Source organism: Kitasatospora sp. NPDC051984, assembly GCF_044593455.1.
Lineage (GTDB): Bacteria > Actinomycetota > Actinomycetes > Streptomycetales > Streptomycetaceae > Kitasatospora.
Window position 1 is genome coordinate 323500 of the sequence record NZ_JBIUCB010000005.1, and the last position, 21779, is coordinate 345278.

A 21779-nucleotide genomic window follows, 5' to 3' on the forward strand; every position below is an offset into this window, starting at 1 on the left:
GCGCTCGCCGCGCACGCAAGCGTGGAATCAAAGCAATTTCTCATCCGAGTCGGAAGGCTCGGCGGTGGGGTGGCGGCCGTCACATGTGAATCAGGGCTTAATGGGTGATAAACCCTTAATAAAATACGGCCGGAAACCTTAAAGAAACCGCAAGCGACCTGCGTCACAAGATCCATTCGTGTAGTGAGCATTTTCCGAGCGGCCGCCGGGTTGCTCCTCCCCTAGGGGGAGGGGCCAGAGTGGGCGGCATGACAGGCGACACGCGCTACTCGATCGGTGAACTGGCCCGGCGGGCCGGGCTGACGGTCAAGACCGTTCGGTTCTACGCGGATCGGGGCATCGTGCCGCCGACCGGCCGTACCCCGGCCGGGCACCGCTGGTACGGCGCCGAGGCCGTCGCGCGGCTGGAGTTGGTGCGGACGCTGCGCGAGCTGGGGCTCGGGCTTCCGACGATCCGTCAAGTGGTGGACCGGGAGCTGTCGCTGGGCGACGTCGCGGCGGCGCACGCCGAGGCGCTGGACGTGCAGATCCGGACGCTGCGGTTGCGGCGGGCGGTGCTGACGGCGGTGGCCAGGCGCGGGGCAACCCCTGAGGAGATGGATCTCATGCACAGACTGGCCACGCTCTCCGAGGCCGAACGGCGGAGGCTGGTCGGGGAGTTCCTCGATGCCGTCTTCGGTGACGTCGGCCCCGCCCCGGAGTTCGCCGGGGTCATGCGCTCGCTGACCCCGGAGCTGCCCGAGGAGCCGAACACCGAACAGGTCGAGGCGTGGGTGGAGTTGGCGGAGCTCGTCCAGGACCGGGAATTCCAGGCGGCCGTACGGGAGTTGGCGCGGCACCACGCTGCGGATCGGGGCCCGGCCGCGCCGCGCAGGGACCCGGTCGCGCTGGTCCGCGACCGGGTCGGGCCGGCCCTGGGTCTCGACCCCGCCTCCGCGCAGGCCGATTCGGTGGTCGCGGCCGTCACCGCCCAGTACGCCGAGCTCCGGGGCCGCCCGGACGATGCCGAGCTGCGCCGGCAGTTGCTGGCCAGGCTGGAGGCCGCGAACGATCCGCGCCGCGAGCGGTATCTGCGACTGCTGGCGGTGATCAACGGCTGGACGCCCCCGGAGAGTTCGGCCCCGGCTCTCACCTGGTTCACCCGGGCCCTGGCCGTCCGCATCCCGGCCTGACAGACTGCTTCGCATGCACCTCACCGACAACGGAACCGTCGCGGCCTCGCGGCTCGTTCTGATCAACGAGTTCGAGAACGACAACGCGTACGCCTTCGTCCTGCCCCGCCCGCTGTTCCTGGCCGCCGGGGACCGTGTCGAGCTCACCGGTCCACGGCCGGCCGTGGTGCGGGCGGACGGCACCCGGTACCCGCTGGAGGGGTACTGGGAGCCCAGGTGCCGGCCGCGCTTCAGGAGAGGTTGAGGGCCAGGTCGTCGAGGACGAACGAGGTCTGCTTCTGGTAGTCCTCGACACCGGTGAAGGTCAGCGTGACGCTCTGGCCCGCGTAGGCGGAGAGGTCGACGGTGTGCTGGGTGTAGCCGGTGTTGTGGTCGAGGTTGGAGTGGGTGGCGACGGTGGTGCCGCTGGCGGTGACGGTGAGCTTGTCGTAGGCGGTGGTGGTGCTGGTCTCGGCGGTGTCGACGTGCAGCCAGTAGCTGAGCGTCGCGGTGCACCCGGCGGGGACGGTGACGGTCTGGGTGAGCGTCTCGGTGTGAGCGGTGCCGTAGCCGTCCAGCCAGACGTCCCAACTGCCGGTGTGGGCGGGCTCGGTGCCGGTGTTGTTGAGGGTGCCGGCGGTGCCCGTCCAGGGAGCCAGGGCCCCGGTCTCGAAGCCGGGGTTGCCGAGCAGTTGGGCGGCCGTGCAGCCGCCGGTGGGCGGCGGGGTGGTGCCGCCGGTGCTCGGGACGCGGTTGAAGTCGGCGGTGAAGGTGGACTCGATGCCGGAGATCACCGCCGGGTCGGCGATGATCAGGCCGAGTTCGCGGTTGTGGTTGAGCGAGTTGTCGGAGAAGTTCTCCGACCCGGCGAACACCTTCGCGCTCGAGGTGCCGTAGTCCGCGACGATCGCCTTCGCGTGCACGTAGAAGCCGGTGCTGCTGGTGTACGTGGTGACCTTCCCACCCGCCGCCGTGACCTGGTTGAACTGCGCGGTGTACTTGGCGGAGGTGTCCTCGGCGACCACCCGCACCGTCACACCGCGCTGTTCGGCGGCGACGATCGCGTTGACCAGCGCGGCGTCGCCGAACTCCTCCTGCTCGACGTCCAGGCTGTGCTGGGCGCCGTTGATCAGCGCGAGCAGCCGGTTCTGGGAGTCGGTGGGCGACCACACCAGGTCGGTGCCGTCGGACGGGGTGATGGCGGTGTGCGCGTAGTCCGCGTTGAAGACCTGCTCGATCGCGGCGACGTCGGCCGGGTCGGTGTCGAGCACGCCGTAGTCGCGGGAGGTGGCGTAGTAGGTGGTGTCGAAGTTGCCGGTGGAGATGTACGACTTGGCGCCGTCCACCGTGATGGTCTTCTGGTGGGTGTAGGTGAACGAGGAGGACGAGTAGACGACGCTCACCCCGCCGGCGGTCAGCGCGTTGTACGCGGCGCTGTTGACCGTGCTGTGGTTGGGGTCCATCACCACCCGGACGGTCACGCCGGCCTTCTGGCGGTTCACCAGCGCCGTGGTGAGGTTGGTGTCGCGCAGCTCGTAGATGGTCACGTCGACCGACTTGGTGGCCGAGTTCACCAGGTTGTAGATCGCGCTCTCGCCCTGGTCGGGCAGGACCACCAGCGTGTAGGTGCCGGTGGCGGCGTGCCCGGCGGTGACGGGGACCAGCGCGGTGGCGGCAACGGTGGCACCGGCGGCGAGGGTGCGCAGCAGGCGGCGGGTGAGACTCATGGCGGGGCTCCAGCAGTCCGGTGCACGTACGGAAGTGACGCGCGTAGCGCCGCCCAGTAAGACACGCCCTGACGGCCGATCAGAAGGGGCTGGACATGACAGACCGCTGAACAGGAATACTTTTACCGGGACCCTGCAAACCGTTGACCGGACGGGCCGTCACGCGTTCGGACGGGCCATCATGCGTTCGAACCCGCCGCCTGCCGCCTGCCGCCTGCCGCCTGCCGCCTGCCGCCCGCCGCCCGCCGCCCGCCGCCCGCCGCCCGCGCTGCCGGGCCGACGCGGCCGCCGCCTGCTGCCCGTGGGTCACCGGCCGTCGGCCGCGGCCTCCAGCGCGGGGAGGTCGAGCTTGGTCATGGCGAGCATCGCGGTCATCGCCCGGTTCGCCCGCTCCGGATCGGGGTCCTCCAGCAGCTCGATCATCCGGCGCGGCACGATCTGCCAGGACAGGCCGAAGCGGTCCTTCAGCCACCCGCACTGGCCGGGCTGCCCGCCGTCCGCCGTCAGCAGCTCCCAGTAGCGGTCGACCTCGGCCTGGTCCTCGCAGTCCACCTGGAGCGAGATCGCCTCGTTGAAGGTGAACATCGGCCCGCCGTTCAGCGCCCGGTACTCCCGGCCGAACAGTTCGAACGACACCAGCATCACGCTGCCCGCCGGGCCCGGACCGGCCTCCGAGTACCGCTTCACGCCGGTCACCCGGGCATCTCGGAACACCGACACGTAGAACTCGGCCGCCTGCTCGGCCTGGTTGTCGAACCACAGGAACGTGCTGATCTTCTCCGCCATCGGGGCGCACCTTTCGTCGCCGGCTTTTGCCGCCGGCTTTCGTCGCTGGTCAGGGCCTTGTTCACCCGACGCTAGCCCCGCAGGCGCGGCGAACCCGGGCGGCGCGCCACGGCGGGCATCGCGGGGCGGAGGCGGCACGCCGCAGCGGCGACGCGGGGCGCGAAAGCGGGACGAGCGGGCGGGCGCCGTGCCAGAGTCGGGGCCATGACGCCCTCGGATCCCGTCGCCGCCCTGCCCACCGCCGCCGAACAGGCCGCCAACGACCCGGCCCAACGCGCCCTCGCCGCACCGCTGTTGGCCGAGTTCACCGCCCGCCTGCACGCCGCGACCCCCGTCACCGCGCTGTGGGTGCACGGCTCGCTCGCGCTCGGCGACTACCGGCACGGCCGCAGCGACCTCGACCTGATCGCCGTCCTGCCGACCGCTCCGGACCCCCGGCTGCGCACCGAACTGTCCGTGCTGCACGAGGAGTTGATCGCCGAGCGGCCGGGCGCGGAGAAGCTGCACTGCACCTACCTGCCGCAGGACGCGCTCGCCGACCCGGCCGCCGACCACTTCACCTTCGCCCAGGGCGAGCCGATGGACCGGCCGGTCACCGTCATCACCCGGCGTGAACTCCTGGACGGCGGGCTGCGGTTGGCCGGCGTCGCCCCGGACGTGCTGCTGCTGCCGGTCGGCGACCCGGAGCTGCACGCGCACCTCCGTGCCGACCTGCGCACCTACTGGTACCCGGTCACCGACCGCCCCGGGCCGTGGCAGCACGACATCTGGGTGGACTTCGGGCCGATCACCGCCGCCCGCGCCACCATCGCGCTGCGCGAGAGCCGCCTGGTGACCAAGCGCGAGGCGATCGCCCAACTCCCGGCCCTGGGCGCCCCGTCGGAGCTGGTCGCGGACATCGTCGCCCGGCGCTACGGCACGCCGCTGCCGATCACCGCCGACGAACGTGACCAACGCGCCGAGCAGGCCCGGCAGTTCACCCGGACGGCGATCGAACGGGCGCTGGCGTGACGGGAGTTCAGCCGAGGTCGGCGAGTGCATGGAGCAATGGCCGGTAGCCGTCGTCCGGGTCGGTGCGGTCGCGCAGGCAGCTCTGGACGGCGGCGGTCAGCTCCAGTCGCGGGCCGATCCGGCGGTCGATCCGGGCCACCGCCAACTGGCGCACGGTGACGGGGTCGACGTCCAGGTTCGCGCGCAGCGGGAGCCAGCGGGCGCCCCGGGCGCGGCAGCCGGTCTCGCCGAGGTACCAGAGGGCGCAGTCGAAGACCGGGTCGTCGAACAGGCGGTGCGAGTGGGGGAGCACGGTCAGTCCGTGCCGCAGCGACGCCTCCAGGACGTCCAGCTTGTCGTCCAGGCCGAGGGTGCGGACGCGCTGCCGCAGGACCTCCTCGAGCATCTCCAACGAGCTCTCGGAGAAGTCGAGTTCAGCCTCCCGGCCGGTGGCCCGCGCCCAGAGCGGGAACGCCTCCTCGCGCACCGCCAGCCAGCGGGCGAGGTCCTGGCCGGGCCGCCCGGGGTCGAGCACCCCGGGCGCGTCGGGCCGGGGACGGCTGCCCGGATTCTGCGGGGGGCGGATGCGGGCCAGCTCCAGGGCCCGTTCGACCGCCGGCTCCCAGAACGCGTAGCCCTCCAGCGTCTCCGTCAGCGGGTAGGTCGAAGCCGGGTCGGCCACCGCGACCACCAGGTCGATCGGGGCGCAGAGCGGGAAGTCGTCCTCGCACAACTCCTCGGCCTCGGCCAGCTCTTCCGCCTCCTCCTCGTCCAGCGCCTCCCGCGGCAGTTGAACCAACGGATGGATCTCCCTGCCCAGGAAGGGGCGCGGCTCGGGCGAACACTGCCACAGCGCGCCGTAGTTGCGGACGTGCACCTCGCCGAGGTACCACGCCGCCGCGGTCAGGAAGGAACCGTTCCAGTCCGCGTCCGCCTGCTCCCGGTCCGGGTAGCGCTCGCGGATCACCCGCTCCAGCCGGGCCAGCGAGTCCGTGCCGAAGTCCCAGCCCCCGCCGGTGAGTTCGGCCCAGGTGGGGAACGCCTCCCGTCCGGCGGCCAGCCAGTCGTTCAACCGGGGGTTGTCGCGCCACGCGGGGTCTTCGATGGTGGTCATGGGGGTCGAGAGTAGGCGGACCGACTGACAGTCCGTCAGGAAGCGAACAGCGCGGTGAGTTTCGGCAGACGGGCCGCGGTCTGCTCGGCCGTCCAGAGTTCGCCCTCCGGTTCGGCGTTCAGCGGGCTCTCGTGGCCCTGGGCGAGCAGCGACTCCTCCAGGCCGTCCTCCTCGCCCGTCAGTTCCTCCCAGGCCTGCGCGGCGCAGTAGTCGAGCGCCTCCCAGTCGGGCACGAAGCGCTCGGCCCGGGCGGCCAGGGCGCGGAACTCGGGGAGGTCGGCGAGGGCGTCCGGGTCGTGCACGGCGAGCCGGTGGGCGTCGCGGCCGAGGCCGATCAGCCAGGCGTGGAAGTACCAGAGGGTGTCGTCACTCAGGAAGCCCGGCCCGACCAGCTTCGCCAGCGCGACCGTGGCCATGGTGTCCAGCGGGGCCCGCACCTCGTCCAGGCGCAGCTGGAACTCCCGTACCTCGTCCGTCGGGAGCTGCGCCAGCCGCTCGGTCAGCTGTTCGGCGCGGTCGCACGGGGAAGTGGCCCGGGTCGACTCCACCAGCTCCCAGAAAGCGTTCACGTTCATGCCGGGCATGCTCGCACGCCGCCAGGACACTCCCGGCGGGCGGCCCTTGACCTCAAGAGCGCTTGAACTTGCAGGATGGGCCCCGGCGGCCGGGACGTCCGGCCGAACGAGGAGGGGAGAGGCGATGCGGGCGGTGTGGCTGCGGGAGTTCGGCGGGCCGGAGGTCCTGGTACCGGGCGAGGCGCCCGACCCGGTGGCGGGGGAGGGGCAGGTCCTGATCGACGTCGCGCACGCCAACCTGACCTTCGTCGAGACCCAGTTCCGCGCCACCGGGTTCGGGCCGTTCACCGGCGCACTGCCGATGATCCCCGGCAACGGCGTCGGCGGCACCGTCGCCGCCGTCGGCCCCGGCGTCGACACCGCGCTGCTCGGACGCCGCGTCATCTCCACCACCGGCGGCAGCGGCGGCTACGCGGAACGCGCCGCCGTCCCCGCCGCCGGCCTGCACCTCGTCCCCGACGCGCTCAACCTGGACGACGCCACCGCGCTCCTCGCCGACGGCCGCACCGCCCGCATGCTGCTGGACACCGCCGCACCCGCCGCCGGCGCCCGCGTCCTGGTACTGGCCGCCGCCGGCGGCGTCGGCACCCTGCTCGTCCAACTCGCCACCAACGCCGGCCTGCACGTCGTCGCCGCGGCCGGCGGCCCCGCCAAACTCGCCCTGGCCTCCGAACTCGGCGCCACCGAAACCCTCGACTACCTGCGCCCCGACTGGACCGCCGGCACCGCCCCCGTCGACCTCGTCCTCGACGGCGTCGGCGGCACCCTCGGCCGCACCGCCACCACCCTGCTCCGCCCCGGCGGCCACCTCCTCAGCTACGGTCTGTCCGGCGGCAGTTGGACCGACCTCCCGCCCGCCGAGATCGAGGCCCGCCGCCTCACCGTCCTCACCCTGCGCCCCACCCCCGACACCATCCGCGCCGCCACCACCGCCGTCCTCGCCGACGCCGCCGCGCACCGGCTGCGCCCGGTCATCGGCCGCCGCTTCCCGCTCGCCGCGGCGGCGGACGCCCACCGCGCGATCGAGTCGCGGGCCACGCTCGGCAAGACCCTGCTGGACGTGTAGGCCGGGCGCGCTCGTCCGCCCCGACCGGGATACTGGCCACCTCATGAAGGGGTGGACGTGACCGAGCCGATCGCCGGGTGGATCCTGGCCCACAACCTGCGTGCCTTCCTGGAGTTGGTCTCCCACTACGCCGGGTACGCCTTCGACGCGACGGACTGGGAGACCGTCGAGCTCGGCGTCCGGGACACCGACGACGAGGACCCCGACGCCTGGTACTCGTATCCGCTCGTCGGCTCGGCCGCCACCCTGGACGCCGAACTCGCCCACTCCGTCGGCACCGAGGTGCTGATGGTGACCGTCTCCGGAGCCGGGGACCGCGAACTGCGGCTGCGGATCGACACCTTGCTGACCGCCTTCGCGAGCGTCTGATCCCGGTCGATGCCGCGTGGGTATCGTGGCGGTGTGGAGCTACGGACCTTGCGCTACTTCGTGGCGGTCGCCGAGGAACTCCACTTCGGCCGGGCCGCCAACCGACTGCACATGAGCCAGCCGCCGCTGAGTCGGGCGATCAAGCAACTGGAGGCCGAGGTCGGGGCGTTGCTGCTCACCCGCTCGCCCGCGGGGGTCGCGCTCACTCCGGTGGGCTCGGTGCTGCTCGAGGAGGCGCGGGCCCTGCTCGACCACGCCGACCGGGTCCGGGGGCGGGTGAGCGCGGCGGCCGGCGGCGCGACGCTCACCATCGGGATCCTGGGCGACGGCGGCGACCCGGGGGTGGCCAGGCTGGCCGCCGCCTACCGCCGGCGTCACCCCGGCACCGAGATCCGGGTCCGCGACACCGATCTGACCGACCCGACCTGCGGGTTGCGGGCCGGGCTGGTGGACGTCGCGCTGACCCGGGCGCCGTTCGACGAGACCGCGCTGACGGTGCGTGCGCTGCGGGCCGACCCGGTCGGCGTGGTCCTGCGCGCCGACGACCCCCTGGCCCGCCGCGAGGGGCTGCGGCCGGCCGAGCTGGCCGACCGCCGCTGACGGACATGCCGCCGAGCCGGGTGGTGGCCGTGTGGAACGAGGGCGACACCAACCCGTTGATCCGTTCCTTCGTCGAGATCGCGACAGCCGCGTACCGTCGCTGAACTGCAGCCGGGAGGTCGGCAGTTGGGTCGAGCTTCATCGGGTGGCGTCCTCGCGGGCCGGGCGGAAATGCGGTCGTGACGGGCCCGAGGGCTTCGTTAGCATCGCGACATGTCAGATCAACCGATGTACGCCCCCAAGCCCCGGCCCGGTGACCGGGTCGCCGTGCTCTCGCCTTCGTTCGCCGGGCCGGGCATGTTCCCGCTGCCCTACGAGCTCGGACTGCGCCGCCTGCGCGAGCAGTTCGGGCTGGAGCCGGTCGAATACCCGACCACCCGCAAGCTCGGGGCGAGCCCGCAGGAGCGGGCCGCCGATGTGCACGCGGCGTTCACCGATCCGAGTGTGACGGCGATCCTGGCCAGCATCGGCGGCGAGGACCAGATCAGCGTGATCCCGCACCTGGACGGGGAGTTGATCCGGGCGCACGCCAAGCCGTTCTTCGGGTTCAGCGACAACACCAACCTGCTGGACTTCCTGTGGCGGCACGGCGTCGTCTCCTATCACGGCGGCGCCGTGATGACCGAGTTCGGTCGGCCCGGCGCACTGGACCCGCTCACCGAGGCCTCGCTGCGCGCCGCGCTGTTCGAACGCGGCGAGTTCGAGCTGCGCGAGGCCGAGGACGTCAGCACCGAACTCGGCCGCTGGGAGGACCCGGCTACCTTCGAACGGATGCCCGCGAGCGAGCCCGCCACCGGCACCCACTGGACCCGCTCGGACCGAGTGGTCGAAGGCGTCAGCTGGGGCGGCAACCTGGAGATCCTGCACTGGATGGCCGCCGCCGACCGCCTGCTGCCCGTCGAGGCGTACGCGGGCTGCGTGCTGGTCCTGGAGACGTCCGAGGAGATGCCCTCCGGCACCGAGGTGTTCCGGACGCTCCGCAACCTCGGTGAACGCGGCCTGCTGCGCCAGTTCCCGGCGGTGCTGTTCGGCCGCGCCATGGCCTGGTCGTTCGAGCAGCCCAACAACGCCGAGCAGCGCGCCCAGTACCGCGCCGAGCAGCGCGAAGGCGCCCTGCGCGCCCTCGACACGTACGCGCCGGACACCATGGCCGTGTTCGACGTGGATCTCGGCCACACCTCGCCGCAGCAGGTGATCCCGTACGGCGGCCTGATCCGGGTCGACGGACCGGCCCGCCGCATCACCGTCACCTACTGAACCCGCCCGCGGCCCGCGACCGGCACCCTCGCCGACCAGCGCGGGTCGCGGCGGGTCCGGCACCCTCGCCCACCAGCGCGGGTCGCGGCGGGTCCGGCCACCCGCCCTGGCCCGGCCACCCGCCGAGCACGTATCGTGTCCGGGATCGGAAATGTGGTGCCGGGCACCATGGCGAACGGGCACGACGTCGCGCAGGCGGCGGACGGGGGCGGTGACCTGACGGTGGCTGATGTGGCATCGACGACGGGAGACGGGCCGGCGGCAGCCGACCTGGAGGACACCTTCAAGCTGCCGACCCAGCCTGCGGGCCCGAAACAGGGCACCGAACCACCGCCCGCCAACGACCCGTTCGCCACCTCGGTCAACCTACGGGTCAACACGGCGCCCCCGGACCTCACCCCCGGCGGCAACCGGAACGGCGCGCCCACCGCGACCCCGGCCGGCGGCACGCCCGTGCCGCCGCCGCCCGCGATGCCGCCCGCGCCGGTCAGCACCGGCTGGACGAGCATGATCCCGGTGATCACCGCCGACATGCCGCCGCCCGCCGCGCCCGCCGCGCCCGCCCCCGTCCAGGCACCGGGTGCCGCGTCAACTCCCGCACCCGTCACCGGCATCGGCCGCGGCCTGCGCGGCCGCATCCTGGTGATCGAGGGCGGCTACGGCGGCGGCCGCCGCTGGGGCCGCGGCGGCGCCGCGCACGCCTCCGTACTGTCCGCCGCACTGGCCGGCGTCGCCCCGCAGATCATGCTCTCCGCCGACCAGGTCGACGCCGTCCACCTGCCCGGCGCCAACGACCCGCAGACCGTCCTCGCCCACCTGCGCGCCGCCGCCCGCCACCCCGGGCCGCTGCTGATCCACCTCGGCGGCCACCTGGTCACCGACCGGCGCGGCGACCAGATGTACCTGTCGCTGCGCGAGAACAAGGCGTCCGAGAGCCTGCCGTGGAGTGCTCTCGCCACCGAACTGCGGCACCGCGTCAACGAGTTCGACACCCTGGTGATCGGCGACCTGAGCGCCGACCCGGTGCTGTGGCCACAACTCGCCTCCGCCGCCGGCCAACAGCTCAGCGAGGGCGTGCCGTTGTGGGCCGTGGTCAACCACGACCCCGACCAGCTCGGCACCTTCACCCGCGCGCTGATCGAGACCCTGCACCGCGGCCGCCCCGGCGCCGAGCAGCTGCTCACCCCCGAGCTCGTGCGCCAGCAGGTCCACTCGGTGCTGCGCTCCGACACCGTGGTGATCACCGCGCACCCCGGCGACCGGCCGTGGTTCCGCAACACTTCCCGGCAGATCGGCCCCGCCGACCCCGCCACCACCCGGCCCACCGCACCGCCGGCCCCGACCGCCCCGCCCGCCTCCTCCGCCGCGCGCCCTGCCGAACCGGCCCGGCCCCGGATGGCCCCCGGCTGGACGCCGCGTGTCCTGGTCTCGCTGCGCAAGGCCGGCGTCCCCGCGACGCCCGCCCGGCGTCGGATGATCGTCTCGCTGGTGCGCGGTGTGCCGATGGTTCCGGCGGACGCGCCGATGGTTTCGGCGGACACGCCTCTGGTTCCGGCGGACGCGCCACTGGTCGACCTCGGCAAGTCGGCTGGCCTGCCCGCCGCGCCCGAGCCCGTCGTCCGCCTCGGCAAGGACCTCCCCGTCGACACCGCCACCACGCCGCTGGTCAAGCTCGCCAAGTCCGAGCCCGCACCGGCCGATCCGTACGCCGTGCAGTTCGCCAAGGCCGCGCCTGTGCCCGCGCCCGCGCCCGTGCCGGGGTCTGTGCCCGCGCCTGCGTCTGTGCACGCGCCCGCGCCTGCGTCTGTGCCCGCGCCCGCGCTCATGCCAGTGCCGGATCTGGTGCCCGAACCGGCCGAGGACCGGCCGTGGTTCGACCCGCTGGCGTCGACCGTCCCGCTGCCCGGCGGGAGCGCGCTGGCCACCACCCTGCCGCTGCCCGACCTCGAGGCGACGGCCCCGACGGTGCCGCTGGAGAAGACCCAACCGCCCGTCCAGCACGACCCGTTGGCGGCCACCGTGCCCCTGGAGAAGCGTCAACCGCCGCTCCAGCACGACCCGTTGGCGGCGACGGTGCCACTGGAGATGACGGCTCCCGCCCCCGCCCCTGCCTCCGCGGTCGTGCCGGTTGCCGCAACTGCGCCCGCTGCCCGGGCCGTTGCGGTCGAGCAGGCCCCGCCGACCGACTACATGGAGGCGATCGGCCAGATCGTCCGGGCTACCGAGGCCGGCGACCACGCCACCGCGGCGGCGCTCGCGCTCGCCCTGGAGAACAAGGCGGTCGCCGTGCACGGAAGCCTCGCCCCGGCGGTGCTCCAGGTCCGGCAGGTCCGCGCGCACGTCTCCCGGGTGGCCGGACTGCCCGTGCTGGCAGCCGAGTTGTACCGCCAGGTCGCCACCGCGATGCTCCAGACCGAGGGCCCCGAGCACCCCGAGACCCAGCGCGCCGCCACCAACGCCGAGGCGTGCTGGCGCGCCGTCAAGGACCCGGCCGAGGCGATCCGCATCGCCCCCGAGATCATCGAACTCCGTGCCCACCTGCCCGGCCCCGACGGCCGCAAGCTGCGCGCCGCCGAACGCTATCTGCAGAAGCTCGCCGATGCGAAGGCCGGTGCTGCGGCAGGTAGTTGACGGCCCATCAGCTGTCGATGGACCACGGCACGTCCGGCGGCGGAGTGCCGGTGTCCAGCAGGTGCCGGACGAGGTGCAGCGCCCGGCCGAGCGGGACGGTGTCCTGGTCCGGGTACTCGTCCTGCTGGCCGTTGGCGAGCAGGTAGCCGTCGCTCCAGCCGCCCGCGCCCGGATCGACGGCGTGCTCGCCCGGGTCGCCCGGCGCGGCCAGCAGCATGACCATCGCCCGCACGCCGTTGGAGACCACCGCCAACTGCCGCCCGTGCGAACTGCGCAGCCAGTTCTCCGCCCGGCCCCCGGCGATCCGCCGCCGCAGCTCCGCGACGGCGTCCTGCCCGCAGCCCACGGCGGGCCAGTGGTCGGTGAACTCCCAGTGCTCGGTGGCCGGTTCGGTCATCGGGCGGTCTCCCTGCGGATGCGGCTGCGTCGATCGGCCTGCCCACGCTACCCGCGCCCGCCGGCGTCACTCCTCGCGGACGGGCAGCAGGCCGCGCTCGGCGAAGACCCGCTTCGCGGCGAGGGTGGCGTTGATCGCCCGGGGGAACCCGCAGTACGCGGCGGCGTGCAGCAGGGCCTCGACGATCTGCTGGGGCGTCAGACCGACGTTCAGCGCGGCGTTCACGTGGACCTCGAGCTCGGGCTCGCAGCCGCCGAGCGCGGTGAGCATGCCGAGGGTGACGAGTTGCCGGTCGCGCGGTGCCAGGGCCGGACGGGAGTAGATCTCGGCGAACCCCCAGGCGGCGATCTGGTGCACCAGTTCGGGGGAGACGTCCGCCAGCGCCGCCACCACCCGCTCGCCCGCCTCGCCGTCGATGCGCGCGAGGACCTCCATGCCCCGCTCGAAGCGTTCGCGACGGTCGTCCGTGGTCATGTTCCGCTCCTCGGGGTTGTTCGACGGCCAGGAGGCCACGGTAGTCAGCGCAGCGCAACCGGCGGGGCCCGGAAGCCGCCCCGCACCGCCGCCGCACACCCGACCGGCCCAACGGGAAGTGGCGACCGCGAAGTTGCCCCACGGGAAAAATGGTGCGACGTCCGGCGTGAGGAAGCGCTACACTCGCCGCGACACCGTAGGTACGCGATTTCGCGTGGGACGAAGGACAGAAACGTGGCGGGTGACGACGACATCTCCGGGTGAGATCCGGATCTGACGGCCACCGGGCCGGCGCACAGGAGCGCTGCCGGAGTGGTCCGTTTCGTCGACCCCTTTTTTCGCCCGTTTCCCCAGGGCAGTGGCCCGTTCGCAGCGGTCTGTTCGCAGTGGCCGTTCCCTGCCCTCTTGCACCTTCGAGGTCTCTTCACCATGTCCGACGCCGCCGTCGTCTGCTCCAACCTGTCCTTCTCCTGGCCGGACGACACCCAGGTCTTCCACGACCTGTCGTTCACCGTCCCGACCGGCCGCACCGGCCTGGTCGCCCCGAACGGGTCCGGCAAGTCCACCCTGCTCCGGCTGATCGCCGGTGAACTCAAGCCCACCGCAGGCTCGGTGACCGTCTCCGGCACGCTCGGGTACCTGCCGCAGACCCTCCCGCTGACCGGGAAGCTCACGGTCGCCGACGTGCTCGGCATCGCCGAGGTGATCCGCGCCCTGGACGCCGTCGAGTCCGGCGACGTCGCCGAGGAGCACTTCGCCACCATCGGCGACGACTGGGACATCGAGGAACGCACCCGCGCCCAGCTCGACCGCCTCGGCCTCGGCCACCTCGAAATGACCCGCAGCCTGAGCACGCTCAGCGGCGGCCAGGTGATCTCCCTCGGCCTGGCCGCTCAACTGCTGCGCCGCCCCGACGTGCTGCTGCTCGACGAGCCCACCAACAACCTGGACGTGGAGGCCCGCCACCGGCTGTACGAGGTGCTGTCCGAGTTCAACGGGTGCCTGCTGCTGGTCAGCCACGACCGCGCGCTGCTCGACCGAATGGAGCGGATCGCCGAACTCGGTGGCGGCGAACTGCGCCTGTACGGCGGAGACTTCACCGCCTACGAGGAGGCCGTCCGGGGCGAGCGGGAGGTCGCCGAACGCAACGTCCGCAACGCCGAGCAGAACCTGAAGCGGGAGAAGCGCGAGGCCCAGCAGGCCAGGGAGCGCGCCGACAAGCGGGCCAGCAACGCCGCGAAGAACCTGAAGAACGCCGGCCTGCCGAAGATCTTCGCCGGAAACATGAAGCGCGGCGCGCAGGAGGCCGCAGGCCGCTCCGGGCAGGTGCACGCCGCCCGGGTCGACGAGGCCAGGGCCCGCCTCGACGAGGCCGGGCGGGCGGTGCGCGAGGAGCAGCGCCTCAGCCTGGAACTGCCCGACACCCAGGTGCCGGCCGGCCGCACCCTGTTCCACGGCACCGGCCTCCAGGTCCGGCTCGGCGACCGCGAGGTGTTCGCCCCGGGCGGCATCGACCTGGTCGTCCGCGGCCCCGAGCGGATCGCGCTGACCGGCCCCAACGGCGCCGGCAAGACCACCCTGATGCGGCTGATCACCGGCGCGCTCACTCCCGACGGCGGCGAGCTGCGGCGGGGCGAGGGCCGGATCGCCTACCTCTCGCAGCGCCTGGACCTGCTGGACGAGAGCCACACCGTCGCGGAGAACTTCGCCAAGTTCGCTCCCGAGCGCCCGGAGGCGGAGCGGATGAACCTGCTCGCCCGGTTCCTGTTCCGCGGCCCGCGCGCGCACCTCCCCGTCGGGGTGCTGTCCGGCGGCGAGCGGCTGCGCGCCACCCTGGCCTGCGTGCTGTGCGCCGAGCCCGCCCCGCAGCTGCTGCTGCTCGACGAGCCCACCAACAACCTCGACCTGGTCGGCGTCGGCCAGTTGGAGAGCGCACTGAACGCCTACAAGGGCGCGTTCCTGGTGATCAGCCACGACGAGCGGTTCCTCGCCGAGATCGGCATCGACCGCCGCCTGCAACTGACCGGCGGCGCCCTCCGGGAGGTCGCGGCCCCGACGGTGTGACGTGCCGTCGGCTCCCGGCCCGCCTGTGGCACCATGCCCGGGCGGGCCGGGAGGCCGAGCACGGCCGAGTTCTTCGGCCCCAACCTGCCGCGCACGCACGTGACTTGGTTCGCGTGCTCGGCGTCCCTTCTGCCTGAGGGTAGGCGCGCCGGCCACGACCCATCGCTCGATGCCGGTCGCGCCGTCCCCCAACCTGCCGTGCCGGCCGCTGACTTGGCCTGGGTGCCCGTCGGCCGTGGGATTCCGCCGCAGGTGTGCGCACCGGTGCCGCCTTCAACCTTCGCTGCTCGTCCGTGACTTGCTCTGCGCGCCCGTCCGTCCGCCCGTCCGCCCGTCGGCCGGAGACTCGCGTCCGGACGGGCCGCCACAGACCGAACCGGAGTCCCCCCATGCCCCAACCCGCCCTGATCGCACACGACTTGATCCGCATCCTTGGCGGCCTCCGGATCCTCGACGGACTGTCCCTGACCGCCGCCCCCGGCCGCCGCTTCGGCCTGATCGGGGAGAACGGCTGCGGCAAGTCCACCCTGCTGAGGGTGCTGGCCGGCGCGGACGAACCCGACGCCGGGAGCGTCACCCGCCCCGCCGACCTCGGATTCCTGCACCAGGAAATGCCGTTCGACGCCGCCACCACCGTCGCCGCCGTCCTGGACGACGCGCTGCGCGAGGCCCGCACCGACCTCGCCGAACTCGACCGTCTCGGCAGCGAACTCGCCGAACTCCCCGACGGCGACCCGCGCCAGCCCGCCCTGCTGGCCGCCTACGGCACCCGGCTGGAACAGACTCAGCACCGCGAGGCCTGGGACGCCGACCGCCGCGCCGCCCTGCTGCTCGACGGCCTCGGCCTCGCCGCCGTCGCACACCGGCGCCCCCTCGGCTCGCTCTCCGGCGGGCAGCGCGGCCGCCTCGCCCTGGCCGCCCTGCTGGTCCGCCGCCCGTCGGCCGTCCTGCTCGACGAGCCCACCAACCACCTCGACGACGACGCCGCCGCCTTCCTGGAGGACCAACTCCGTGCTCTGCCCGGCACGGTGGTCGTCGCCAGCCATGACCGGGCGTTCCTCGACGCCGTCTGCACCGACCTGATCGATCTCGACCCGGCCACCGACGGCCCGGTCCGGTTCGGCGGCGGCTACCGCGCCTATCTGGGCTCCAAGCGAGCCGGCCGGCATCGCTGGGAGCGCCAGTACGCCGCCGAGCAACGGGAGTTGGCGGAACTGCGACGCTCCGCGGGAGTCACCTCACACCGCCTCGCCCCCGACCGCGGCCCCACCGACAACGAGAAAATGGGCTACGGCCACCGCGCGGGCCGGGTGCAGCAACAGATCTCCCGCCGGGTCCGCGACGCCGCCGGCCGACTCGCCGACCTGGAACGCCGCCAGGTCGCCGAACCGCCCGTCCCCCTGCGCTTCGCCCCGCAGAACCTCACCACCGGCCCGGAGGAGGAGAACCCCGATCCGCTGGTGACGCTGCACCGGATCCACATCCCGGGAAGGCTCACCCTGGACGAACTGGAGATCGCCACGGACGAACGCCTGCTGATCACCGGCCCCAACGGCACGGGCAAGTCCACCCTGCTCGCCGTCCTGGCCGGCCGCCTCGACGCCACCGGCGAGGTACACCGGCGCCCCGGGCTGACCGTGGGCCTGCTCACCCAGGACACCACCTTCGCCCGCCCCGAGCGCACCGCCGCCGACACCTACGAGCTGACCCTCGGCCCCGACCACGCCGAACGCGTCCCGCTCTCCTCGCTCGGCCTGCTGGCCGCCGCCGACCTCGACCGCCCCGTCGGCGCCCTGTCCGTCGGCCAGCGCCGCCGCCTCGCCCTCGCCCTCCTGGTGGCCCGCCCGCCGCACCTGCTGTTGCTCGACGAACCCACCAACCACCTCTCACCACTCCTCTGCGACGAACTGGAGGAGGCCATGGGCGGCAAGGGCCCGGGCGCGATCGTGGTGGCCGGCCACGACCGCTGGCTGCGCCGCCGCTGGCAGGGCCGCGAACTCGCTCTCGGCATGAACCGCTGACGGCCGGGTGTCGGTCGCCGCGACGACCGGCCCCCGGACCGACGATGGACGCCGAGCGGCGCCACCCCCGCGCCGCCGGCACCCGGGAGACCGGAGAGACGGAGCAGGACCGTGCAGGAGTTCCTGGTCGAGATCACCACCGCCGTACCCCAGGACGTCCCCGCCGAGGAGGTCGACCGGCGCCGCGCCGCCGAACACGAGCGCGCCGCTGAACTCGCCGCCACCGGGCGGCTGTTCAGGTTGTGGCGGCCGGTCGGCGAGAAGCGCAGCGTCGGCATCTGGCGCGCCGAGGACGAGGCCCGGCTGCGCACGGACGTACTCGGCACGCTGCCGATGTGGCCGTGGATGACCGCCGTCGTCACCCCGCTGGAGCCGCACCCCAACGACCCGGGTTCCGGAAGTCGTTAACGAGAGACGGGGCCACTGCCGGAAGCAGCGGCCCCGCCCCGGCCGAACTACCGCGCGCCGCCGTTGACGTACAGCGTCTGCCCGCTCACGTACGACGCGTCCTCGCTCGCCAGGAACGCCACCACCGAAGCGACCTCCTCCGGCAGACCCACCCGCCGCAGCGGGGTGCGCTGCGCGACCTCCGCCTGGTGCTCCTCCGGCGTCGCCCCGACCCGCTCCGCCGTCGCCGCCGTCATCGAGGTCGCGATGTACCCAGGCGCCACCGCGTTCACATTCACGTTGAACGGGCCCAACTCGATCGCCAGCGTCGCCGTCAGCCCCTGGATGCCGGCCTTCGCCGCCGCGTAGTTCGCCTGACCGCGGTTGCCGAGCGCCGAACGCGAACTCAGCGACACGATCTTGCCGTACTTCTGCTTCACGAAGTACCGCTGCGCGACGTGCGAACAGTTGTAGGCGCTGGTCAGGTTGACCGTCAGCACCGCGTCCCAGTCGCTCTTCGGCATCTTGAAGAACAGGTTGTCGCGGGTGATCCCGGCGTTGTTCACCAGGATGTGAACCCCTCCCAACTCCTCGACCACGGAGGCGAACACCGCCTCCACCGCCTCGTAGTCGGCCACGTCGCAGCCGAACCCGCGCGCCGTGCCGCCCGCCGCGAGGATCTCCTTCACGGTGCCCTCGGCGCGCTCCGCCGTCAGGTCGACCACGGCCACCGCCGCGCCCTCCTCGGCCAGCTTCCGCGCCGTCGCCGCCCCGATGCCCTGCGCGGCGCCGGTCACCACCGCCACCTTGCCGTCGAACTTGCCCACAGCCACACCTTTCCGATGCATCGCCAGATAAAGAAGAGTCAGTCCCGCTCGACCAGCACCGCGGAGCCCTGGCCGACGCCCACGCACATCGTCGCCAGGCCGCGCCGGGCGCCGGTGCGGCGCATCCGGTGCAGCAGGGTGGTGAGGATCCGGGCACCCGAACAGCCCAGCGGGTGGCCGAGCGCGATCGCCCCGCCGGACGGGTTCACCAGCTCCGGGTCGATGCCCAACTCGCCGACGGACGCCAGCGCTTGGGCCGCGAACGCCTCGTTGAACTCGGCGGTCTGCACGTCCTGCAGCTTCCAGCCGCCGCGCTCCAGCACCCGCCGGGTCGCCGGGACCGGCCCGATGCCCATCACGTCCGGGTGCACGCCCATCGACGCGCCCGCCACGTACCGGCCCAGCGGCTCCAACTCCAGCTCCGCCAGCGCTCGTTCGCTCACCAGCAGCAGTGCCGCCGCGCCGTCGTTCATCGGCGAGGCGTTGCCCGCGGTGACGCTGCCGCCCGCCCGGAACACCGGCTTCAGTGCGGCCAGCTTCTCCGCCGTCGTGTCGGGCCGGATCGACTCGTCGCGCTCCACCCGCACCCCGTCCGGGCGTTCGACGGCCAGCAGCTCGGCGTCGAAGTGGCCAGACTCCCGTGCCTGCGCGGCCAGTTGGTGGCTGCGCAGGGCGAACGCGTCCTGCGCCTCGCGGCTGATGCCGTAACGCCCCGCGACCTCCTCGGCGGTCTCGCCCATCGACAGCACGCCGTGCAGCTCACGCATCCGGGGGTTGGTGAGCCGCCAGCCGAGCCGGGTGTCGAAGGTCTCCATCCGGTGCGGCAACGCCTCGTCCGGGCGAGGCAGTACGAACGGGGCGCGGCTCATCGACTCGCAGCCGCCCGCCACCACCACGTCCGCCTCGCCGGAGCCGATCGCCCGGGCCGCCATGGTGACGGCCTCCATCCCGGACGCGCACAGCCGGTTGACGGTCGCGCCCGGCACCGAATCGGGCAGCCCCGCCAGCAGCACCGCCATCCGGGCCAGGTTGCGGTTGTCCTCGCCGGCCTGGTTGGCGGCGCCCCAGTACACGTCGTCGATCCGTGCCGGGTCGAGCCCCGGCACCTGGGCGAGCAGCCCGCGCAGCACGGCCGCCGACAGGTCGTCGGGCCGGACGCTGGACAGCGCGCCGCGCAGCCGACCGATCGGGGTGCGGCGGGCGGCGGCGATGAAGACCGGAAGCACTTCGTCGAGCTCCTGTTCCACGTGGTTACCGATGGGCCGGTCCCGCCCGGTGGGCGGCCGGCGTCAGAAGGCGCTGACCCCGGTGGGAGTCAGAAGGCGTTGACCCCGGTGGGAGTCAGAAGGCGTTGACCCCGGTCAGGGAACGCCCGATGAGCAGCTTGTGGATCTGGCTGGTGCCCTCGTACAGCGTCATCACGCGGGCGTCGCGCAGATACTTGCCGACCGGGTACTCGTCTGTGAAGCCGTACCCGCCGAACACCTGCAGCGCGTTGTTCGCGCACCGCACCGCCGCCTCGCTGGCGAACAGCTTGGCGACCGACGACTCCGTGGCGAAGGGAAGCCGGCGGTCGATCAGGTCGGCGACCCGCCAGGTCAGCATCCGGGCCGCGGCCACGTCCACCGCGATGTCGGCCAGCAGCTCCTGCACCAACTGGTGGTGCGCGATGGACTTTCCGAACTGCTCGCGCTCGCCGGCGTAGCGCACCGCCGCGTCCAGCGAGGCCTGCGCGATGCCGACGCAGCCCGCCGCCACCGACATCCGGCCCTTGGCGAGCGCCGCCATCGCCACCGTGAAGCCCTTGCCCTCCTCGCCCAGCCGTGCGCTGTCGGGCACCCGGACGGCATCGAGGTGCAGCTCGGCGGTGGCCTGCCCGCGCAGCCCCAGCTTGCCGTGGATCAGCGTGCGGGTGAACCCGGGGGAGTCCGTCGGCACCAGGAAAGCGCTCACCCCCCGGTGGCCGGGCTCACCCGTGCGGGCGAACACCAGCGCCACCTCGGCCCACGTCCCGTTGGTGATGAACATCTTCGCGCCGGAGATCAGCCAATCTCCCCCACTTTTCGCTGCGCTCAAGCGGGTGGTGCCCCCAGCGTCCCGCACCGCCCGCGTCGTCAGGTTCGCCGCGTCCGAACCGGTACCGGGCTCCGTCAGCGCGAAACACGCCAGCGCCTCGCCCGAACACAGCCGGGGCAGCCACTGCCGCTTCTGCTCCTCGGTGCCGAACGCGTTGATCGACTTGCCGACCAGCCCCAGCGAGACCGACACCACCCCGCGCACCGAGGAGTCGCCGCGCCCCAGCTCCTCCAGTACCAGGCAGTACGCCAGATGATCACCGCCGCTGCCGCCGTACTCCTCGGGCACGGTGAGACCCAGGAACCCCAGCTCACCGAGCTTCTTGACGATCCCCGGATCGATCGACTCCGCCCGGTCCCACCCGGCGGCGAACGGCACGATCTCCCGGTCGGTGAACCCCGCCGCCAACTCCCGGACGGCGGCCTGCTCCCCGGTCAGCTCCAGGTCCACGCGGCGACCCCTCGACTCGACATTCCGACGGCGGCACTCCGGCGCCCCGAATAAACTAGCGGTGCAAGTTTTACGGTGACTGTAGCCCGCCCCCGCCCCGCACGGAAGGGGGCGCCTGCGACAATGGGGCGGTTCCGGAGCCGAACAGGCCCCGACGGCCCGCGACCCGAGGAGGCCACGATCGCCCGCCCGCGCACCCCCCTGCTCAGCCGGGACCGGATCGTCGCCGCCGCACTCACCCTGGTCGACACCGAGGGACTGCCCGCCCTCTCCACCCGCCGCCTGGCCGCCGAACTCTCCGTCAGCGGACCGTCCCTCTACAACCACTTCGCCACCAAGGACGAACTCCTCGACGCCGTGGTCGACAGTGTCATCGGCGAGGTCGACCTCACCATGTTCGACGCGCCGCCCGACTGGCGCACCGCCCTGAGCGACTGGGCCCGCTCCTACCGCGCCGCCCTGGCCGCCCACCCCCACCTCGTCCCCGTCCTCGCCCAAGGCCCCGGCCGCCGCCCCAACGCGCTGCGCCTCGCCGACGCCGTCTTCGGCTGCCTGGTCGATGCCGGCTGGCCCCGCGGCCAGGCCACCCGGATCGGCGCCCTGATGCGCTACTTCATCACCGGCTCGGCCCTCGGCTCGTTCGCCGCCGGCTTCCCCGAGGACGCCGCCCTCTACACCGCCGAGTACCCCCACCTCGCCGACGCCCACCGCCTCGCCGAACACCGGCGCACCATCGACGAAGGCGCCTTCGAAACCGGCCTCGAAGCGCTGCTCGACGGGCTCGAACTCCGCTACCGGCAGATCGTCTGACGGCCCG

Annotated in this window: 20 protein-coding genes and 1 pseudogene; 12 read left to right on the forward strand and 9 right to left on the reverse strand. The window is 73.1% G+C overall.

All coding sequences use genetic code 11. The features are described 5' to 3' along the window. The first annotated feature begins 248 nt into the window (after window positions 1-248). Entirely contained in the window at window positions 249-1172 is a 924-nt protein-coding gene (locus ACIHEI_RS12950) for a MerR family transcriptional regulator (protein ID WP_396606649.1), read from the forward strand. Between the two features lie 13 nt (window positions 1173-1185). Next, window positions 1186-1416, forward strand: a complete 231-nt coding sequence (locus ACIHEI_RS12955; RefSeq protein ID WP_396606650.1) for a hypothetical protein — start codon at window positions 1186-1188, stop codon at window positions 1414-1416. Here the strand turns inward: ACIHEI_RS12955 and ACIHEI_RS12960 are convergent. Together ACIHEI_RS12960 and ACIHEI_RS12965 are read right to left on the reverse strand one after the other, a co-directional pair. After that, entirely contained in the window at window positions 1403-2878 is a 1476-nt protein-coding gene (locus ACIHEI_RS12960; RefSeq protein ID WP_396606651.1) for a phospholipase D-like domain-containing protein, read from the reverse strand. The two genes, ACIHEI_RS12955 and ACIHEI_RS12960, sit on opposite strands and share 14 nt — an antisense overlap. A gap of 306 nt (window positions 2879-3184) precedes the next feature. Next, window positions 3185-3664, reverse strand: coding sequence for a VOC family protein (locus ACIHEI_RS12965; RefSeq protein ID WP_387634336.1), 480 nt, complete (start codon window positions 3662-3664; stop codon window positions 3185-3187). Between the two features lie 204 nt (window positions 3665-3868). Between ACIHEI_RS12965 and ACIHEI_RS12970 the strand changes: the two genes are divergently transcribed. Continuing rightward, window positions 3869-4675: a nucleotidyltransferase domain-containing protein gene (locus tag ACIHEI_RS12970; protein WP_396606652.1), complete on the forward strand. Its 807-nt coding sequence runs from the start codon at window positions 3869-3871 to the stop codon at window positions 4673-4675. A 7-nt stretch (window positions 4676-4682) separates the two neighbouring features. On the opposite strand, the gene ACIHEI_RS12975 is transcribed toward ACIHEI_RS12970, so the two are convergent. Beyond that, a complete protein-coding gene (locus ACIHEI_RS12975; RefSeq protein ID WP_396606653.1) occupies window positions 4683-5768 on the reverse strand; it encodes a hypothetical protein in 1086 nt (361 codons plus the stop codon). Between the two features lie 35 nt (window positions 5769-5803). After that, entirely contained in the window at window positions 5804-6343 is a 540-nt protein-coding gene (locus ACIHEI_RS12980) for a DUF4240 domain-containing protein (RefSeq protein WP_396606654.1), read from the reverse strand. Between the two features lie 124 nt (window positions 6344-6467). Between ACIHEI_RS12980 and ACIHEI_RS12985 the strand changes: the two genes are divergently transcribed. The 5 genes and pseudogenes from ACIHEI_RS12985 to ACIHEI_RS13005 all read left to right on the forward strand — a co-directional run bounded on the left by ACIHEI_RS12985 (window position 6468) and on the right by ACIHEI_RS13005 (window position 12266). After that, window positions 6468-7409: a zinc-binding dehydrogenase gene (locus ACIHEI_RS12985; protein ID WP_396606655.1), complete on the forward strand. Its 942-nt coding sequence runs from the start codon at window positions 6468-6470 to the stop codon at window positions 7407-7409. Between the two features lie 57 nt (window positions 7410-7466). Continuing rightward, a complete protein-coding gene (locus ACIHEI_RS12990; RefSeq protein ID WP_387634321.1) occupies window positions 7467-7778 on the forward strand; it encodes a hypothetical protein in 312 nt (103 codons plus the stop codon). A gap of 9 nt (window positions 7779-7787) precedes the next feature. After that, window positions 7788-8482, forward strand: a pseudogene (locus ACIHEI_RS12995) (LysR family transcriptional regulator). Between the two features lie 109 nt (window positions 8483-8591). Further along, window positions 8592-9635, forward strand: coding sequence for a S66 peptidase family protein (locus ACIHEI_RS13000; protein ID WP_396606656.1), 1044 nt, complete (start codon window positions 8592-8594; stop codon window positions 9633-9635). 168 nt (window positions 9636-9803) lie between these two features. Further along, window positions 9804-12266, forward strand: a complete 2463-nt coding sequence (locus ACIHEI_RS13005; RefSeq protein ID WP_396606657.1) for a hypothetical protein — start codon at window positions 9804-9806, stop codon at window positions 12264-12266. A 7-nt stretch (window positions 12267-12273) separates the two neighbouring features. On the opposite strand, the gene ACIHEI_RS13010 is transcribed toward ACIHEI_RS13005, so the two are convergent. Both ACIHEI_RS13010 and ACIHEI_RS13015 read right to left on the reverse strand, forming a co-directional pair. Further along, window positions 12274-12663, reverse strand: coding sequence for a hypothetical protein (locus ACIHEI_RS13010; protein ID WP_396606658.1), 390 nt, complete (start codon window positions 12661-12663; stop codon window positions 12274-12276). Between the two features lie 66 nt (window positions 12664-12729). Then, window positions 12730-13137 (reverse strand): carboxymuconolactone decarboxylase family protein, encoded by a 408-nt coding sequence (locus tag ACIHEI_RS13015; protein ID WP_387859827.1) that lies wholly within the window; start codon window positions 13135-13137, stop codon window positions 12730-12732. 429 nt (window positions 13138-13566) lie between these two features. Between ACIHEI_RS13015 and ACIHEI_RS13020 the strand changes: the two genes are divergently transcribed. The 3 genes from ACIHEI_RS13020 to ACIHEI_RS13030 all read left to right on the forward strand — a co-directional run bounded on the left by ACIHEI_RS13020 (window position 13567) and on the right by ACIHEI_RS13030 (window position 17630). Next, on the forward strand, window positions 13567-15201 hold the full coding sequence (locus tag ACIHEI_RS13020; protein WP_396606659.1) for an ABC-F family ATP-binding cassette domain-containing protein: 1635 nt from the start codon (window positions 13567-13569) through the stop codon (window positions 15199-15201). A gap of 389 nt (window positions 15202-15590) precedes the next feature. Continuing rightward, window positions 15591-17222 (forward strand): ABC-F family ATP-binding cassette domain-containing protein, encoded by a 1632-nt coding sequence (locus ACIHEI_RS13025; RefSeq protein ID WP_396606660.1) that lies wholly within the window; start codon window positions 15591-15593, stop codon window positions 17220-17222. A 111-nt stretch (window positions 17223-17333) separates the two neighbouring features. Next, complete coding sequence (locus tag ACIHEI_RS13030; RefSeq protein WP_396606661.1) at window positions 17334-17630, forward strand: muconolactone Delta-isomerase family protein; 297 nt, start codon at window positions 17334-17336, stop codon at window positions 17628-17630. Window positions 17631-17677: 47 nt separating this feature from the next. Here the strand turns inward: ACIHEI_RS13030 and fabG are convergent, their stop codons facing one another. The 3 genes from fabG to ACIHEI_RS13045 form a co-directional block, all read right to left on the reverse strand. Further along, complete coding sequence (gene fabG / locus ACIHEI_RS13035) at window positions 17678-18436, reverse strand: 3-oxoacyl-ACP reductase FabG (protein WP_396606662.1); 759 nt, start codon at window positions 18434-18436, stop codon at window positions 17678-17680. 38 nt (window positions 18437-18474) lie between these two features. Beyond that, on the reverse strand, window positions 18475-19662 hold the full coding sequence (locus ACIHEI_RS13040; protein ID WP_396606756.1) for a thiolase family protein: 1188 nt from the start codon (window positions 19660-19662) through the stop codon (window positions 18475-18477). A gap of 115 nt (window positions 19663-19777) precedes the next feature. Then, the gene (locus tag ACIHEI_RS13045) at window positions 19778-20962 is read right to left on the reverse strand and encodes an acyl-CoA dehydrogenase family protein (RefSeq protein WP_396606663.1); all 1185 of its coding nucleotides are present in this window, start codon (window positions 20960-20962) and stop codon (window positions 19778-19780) included. Between the two features lie 180 nt (window positions 20963-21142). Here ACIHEI_RS13045 and ACIHEI_RS13050 point away from each other — a divergent pair, with 180 nt between their 5' ends. Beyond that, window positions 21143-21772 (forward strand): TetR/AcrR family transcriptional regulator, encoded by a 630-nt coding sequence (locus tag ACIHEI_RS13050; RefSeq protein WP_396606757.1) that lies wholly within the window; start codon window positions 21143-21145, stop codon window positions 21770-21772. Window positions 21773-21779: the final 7 nt, after the last annotated feature.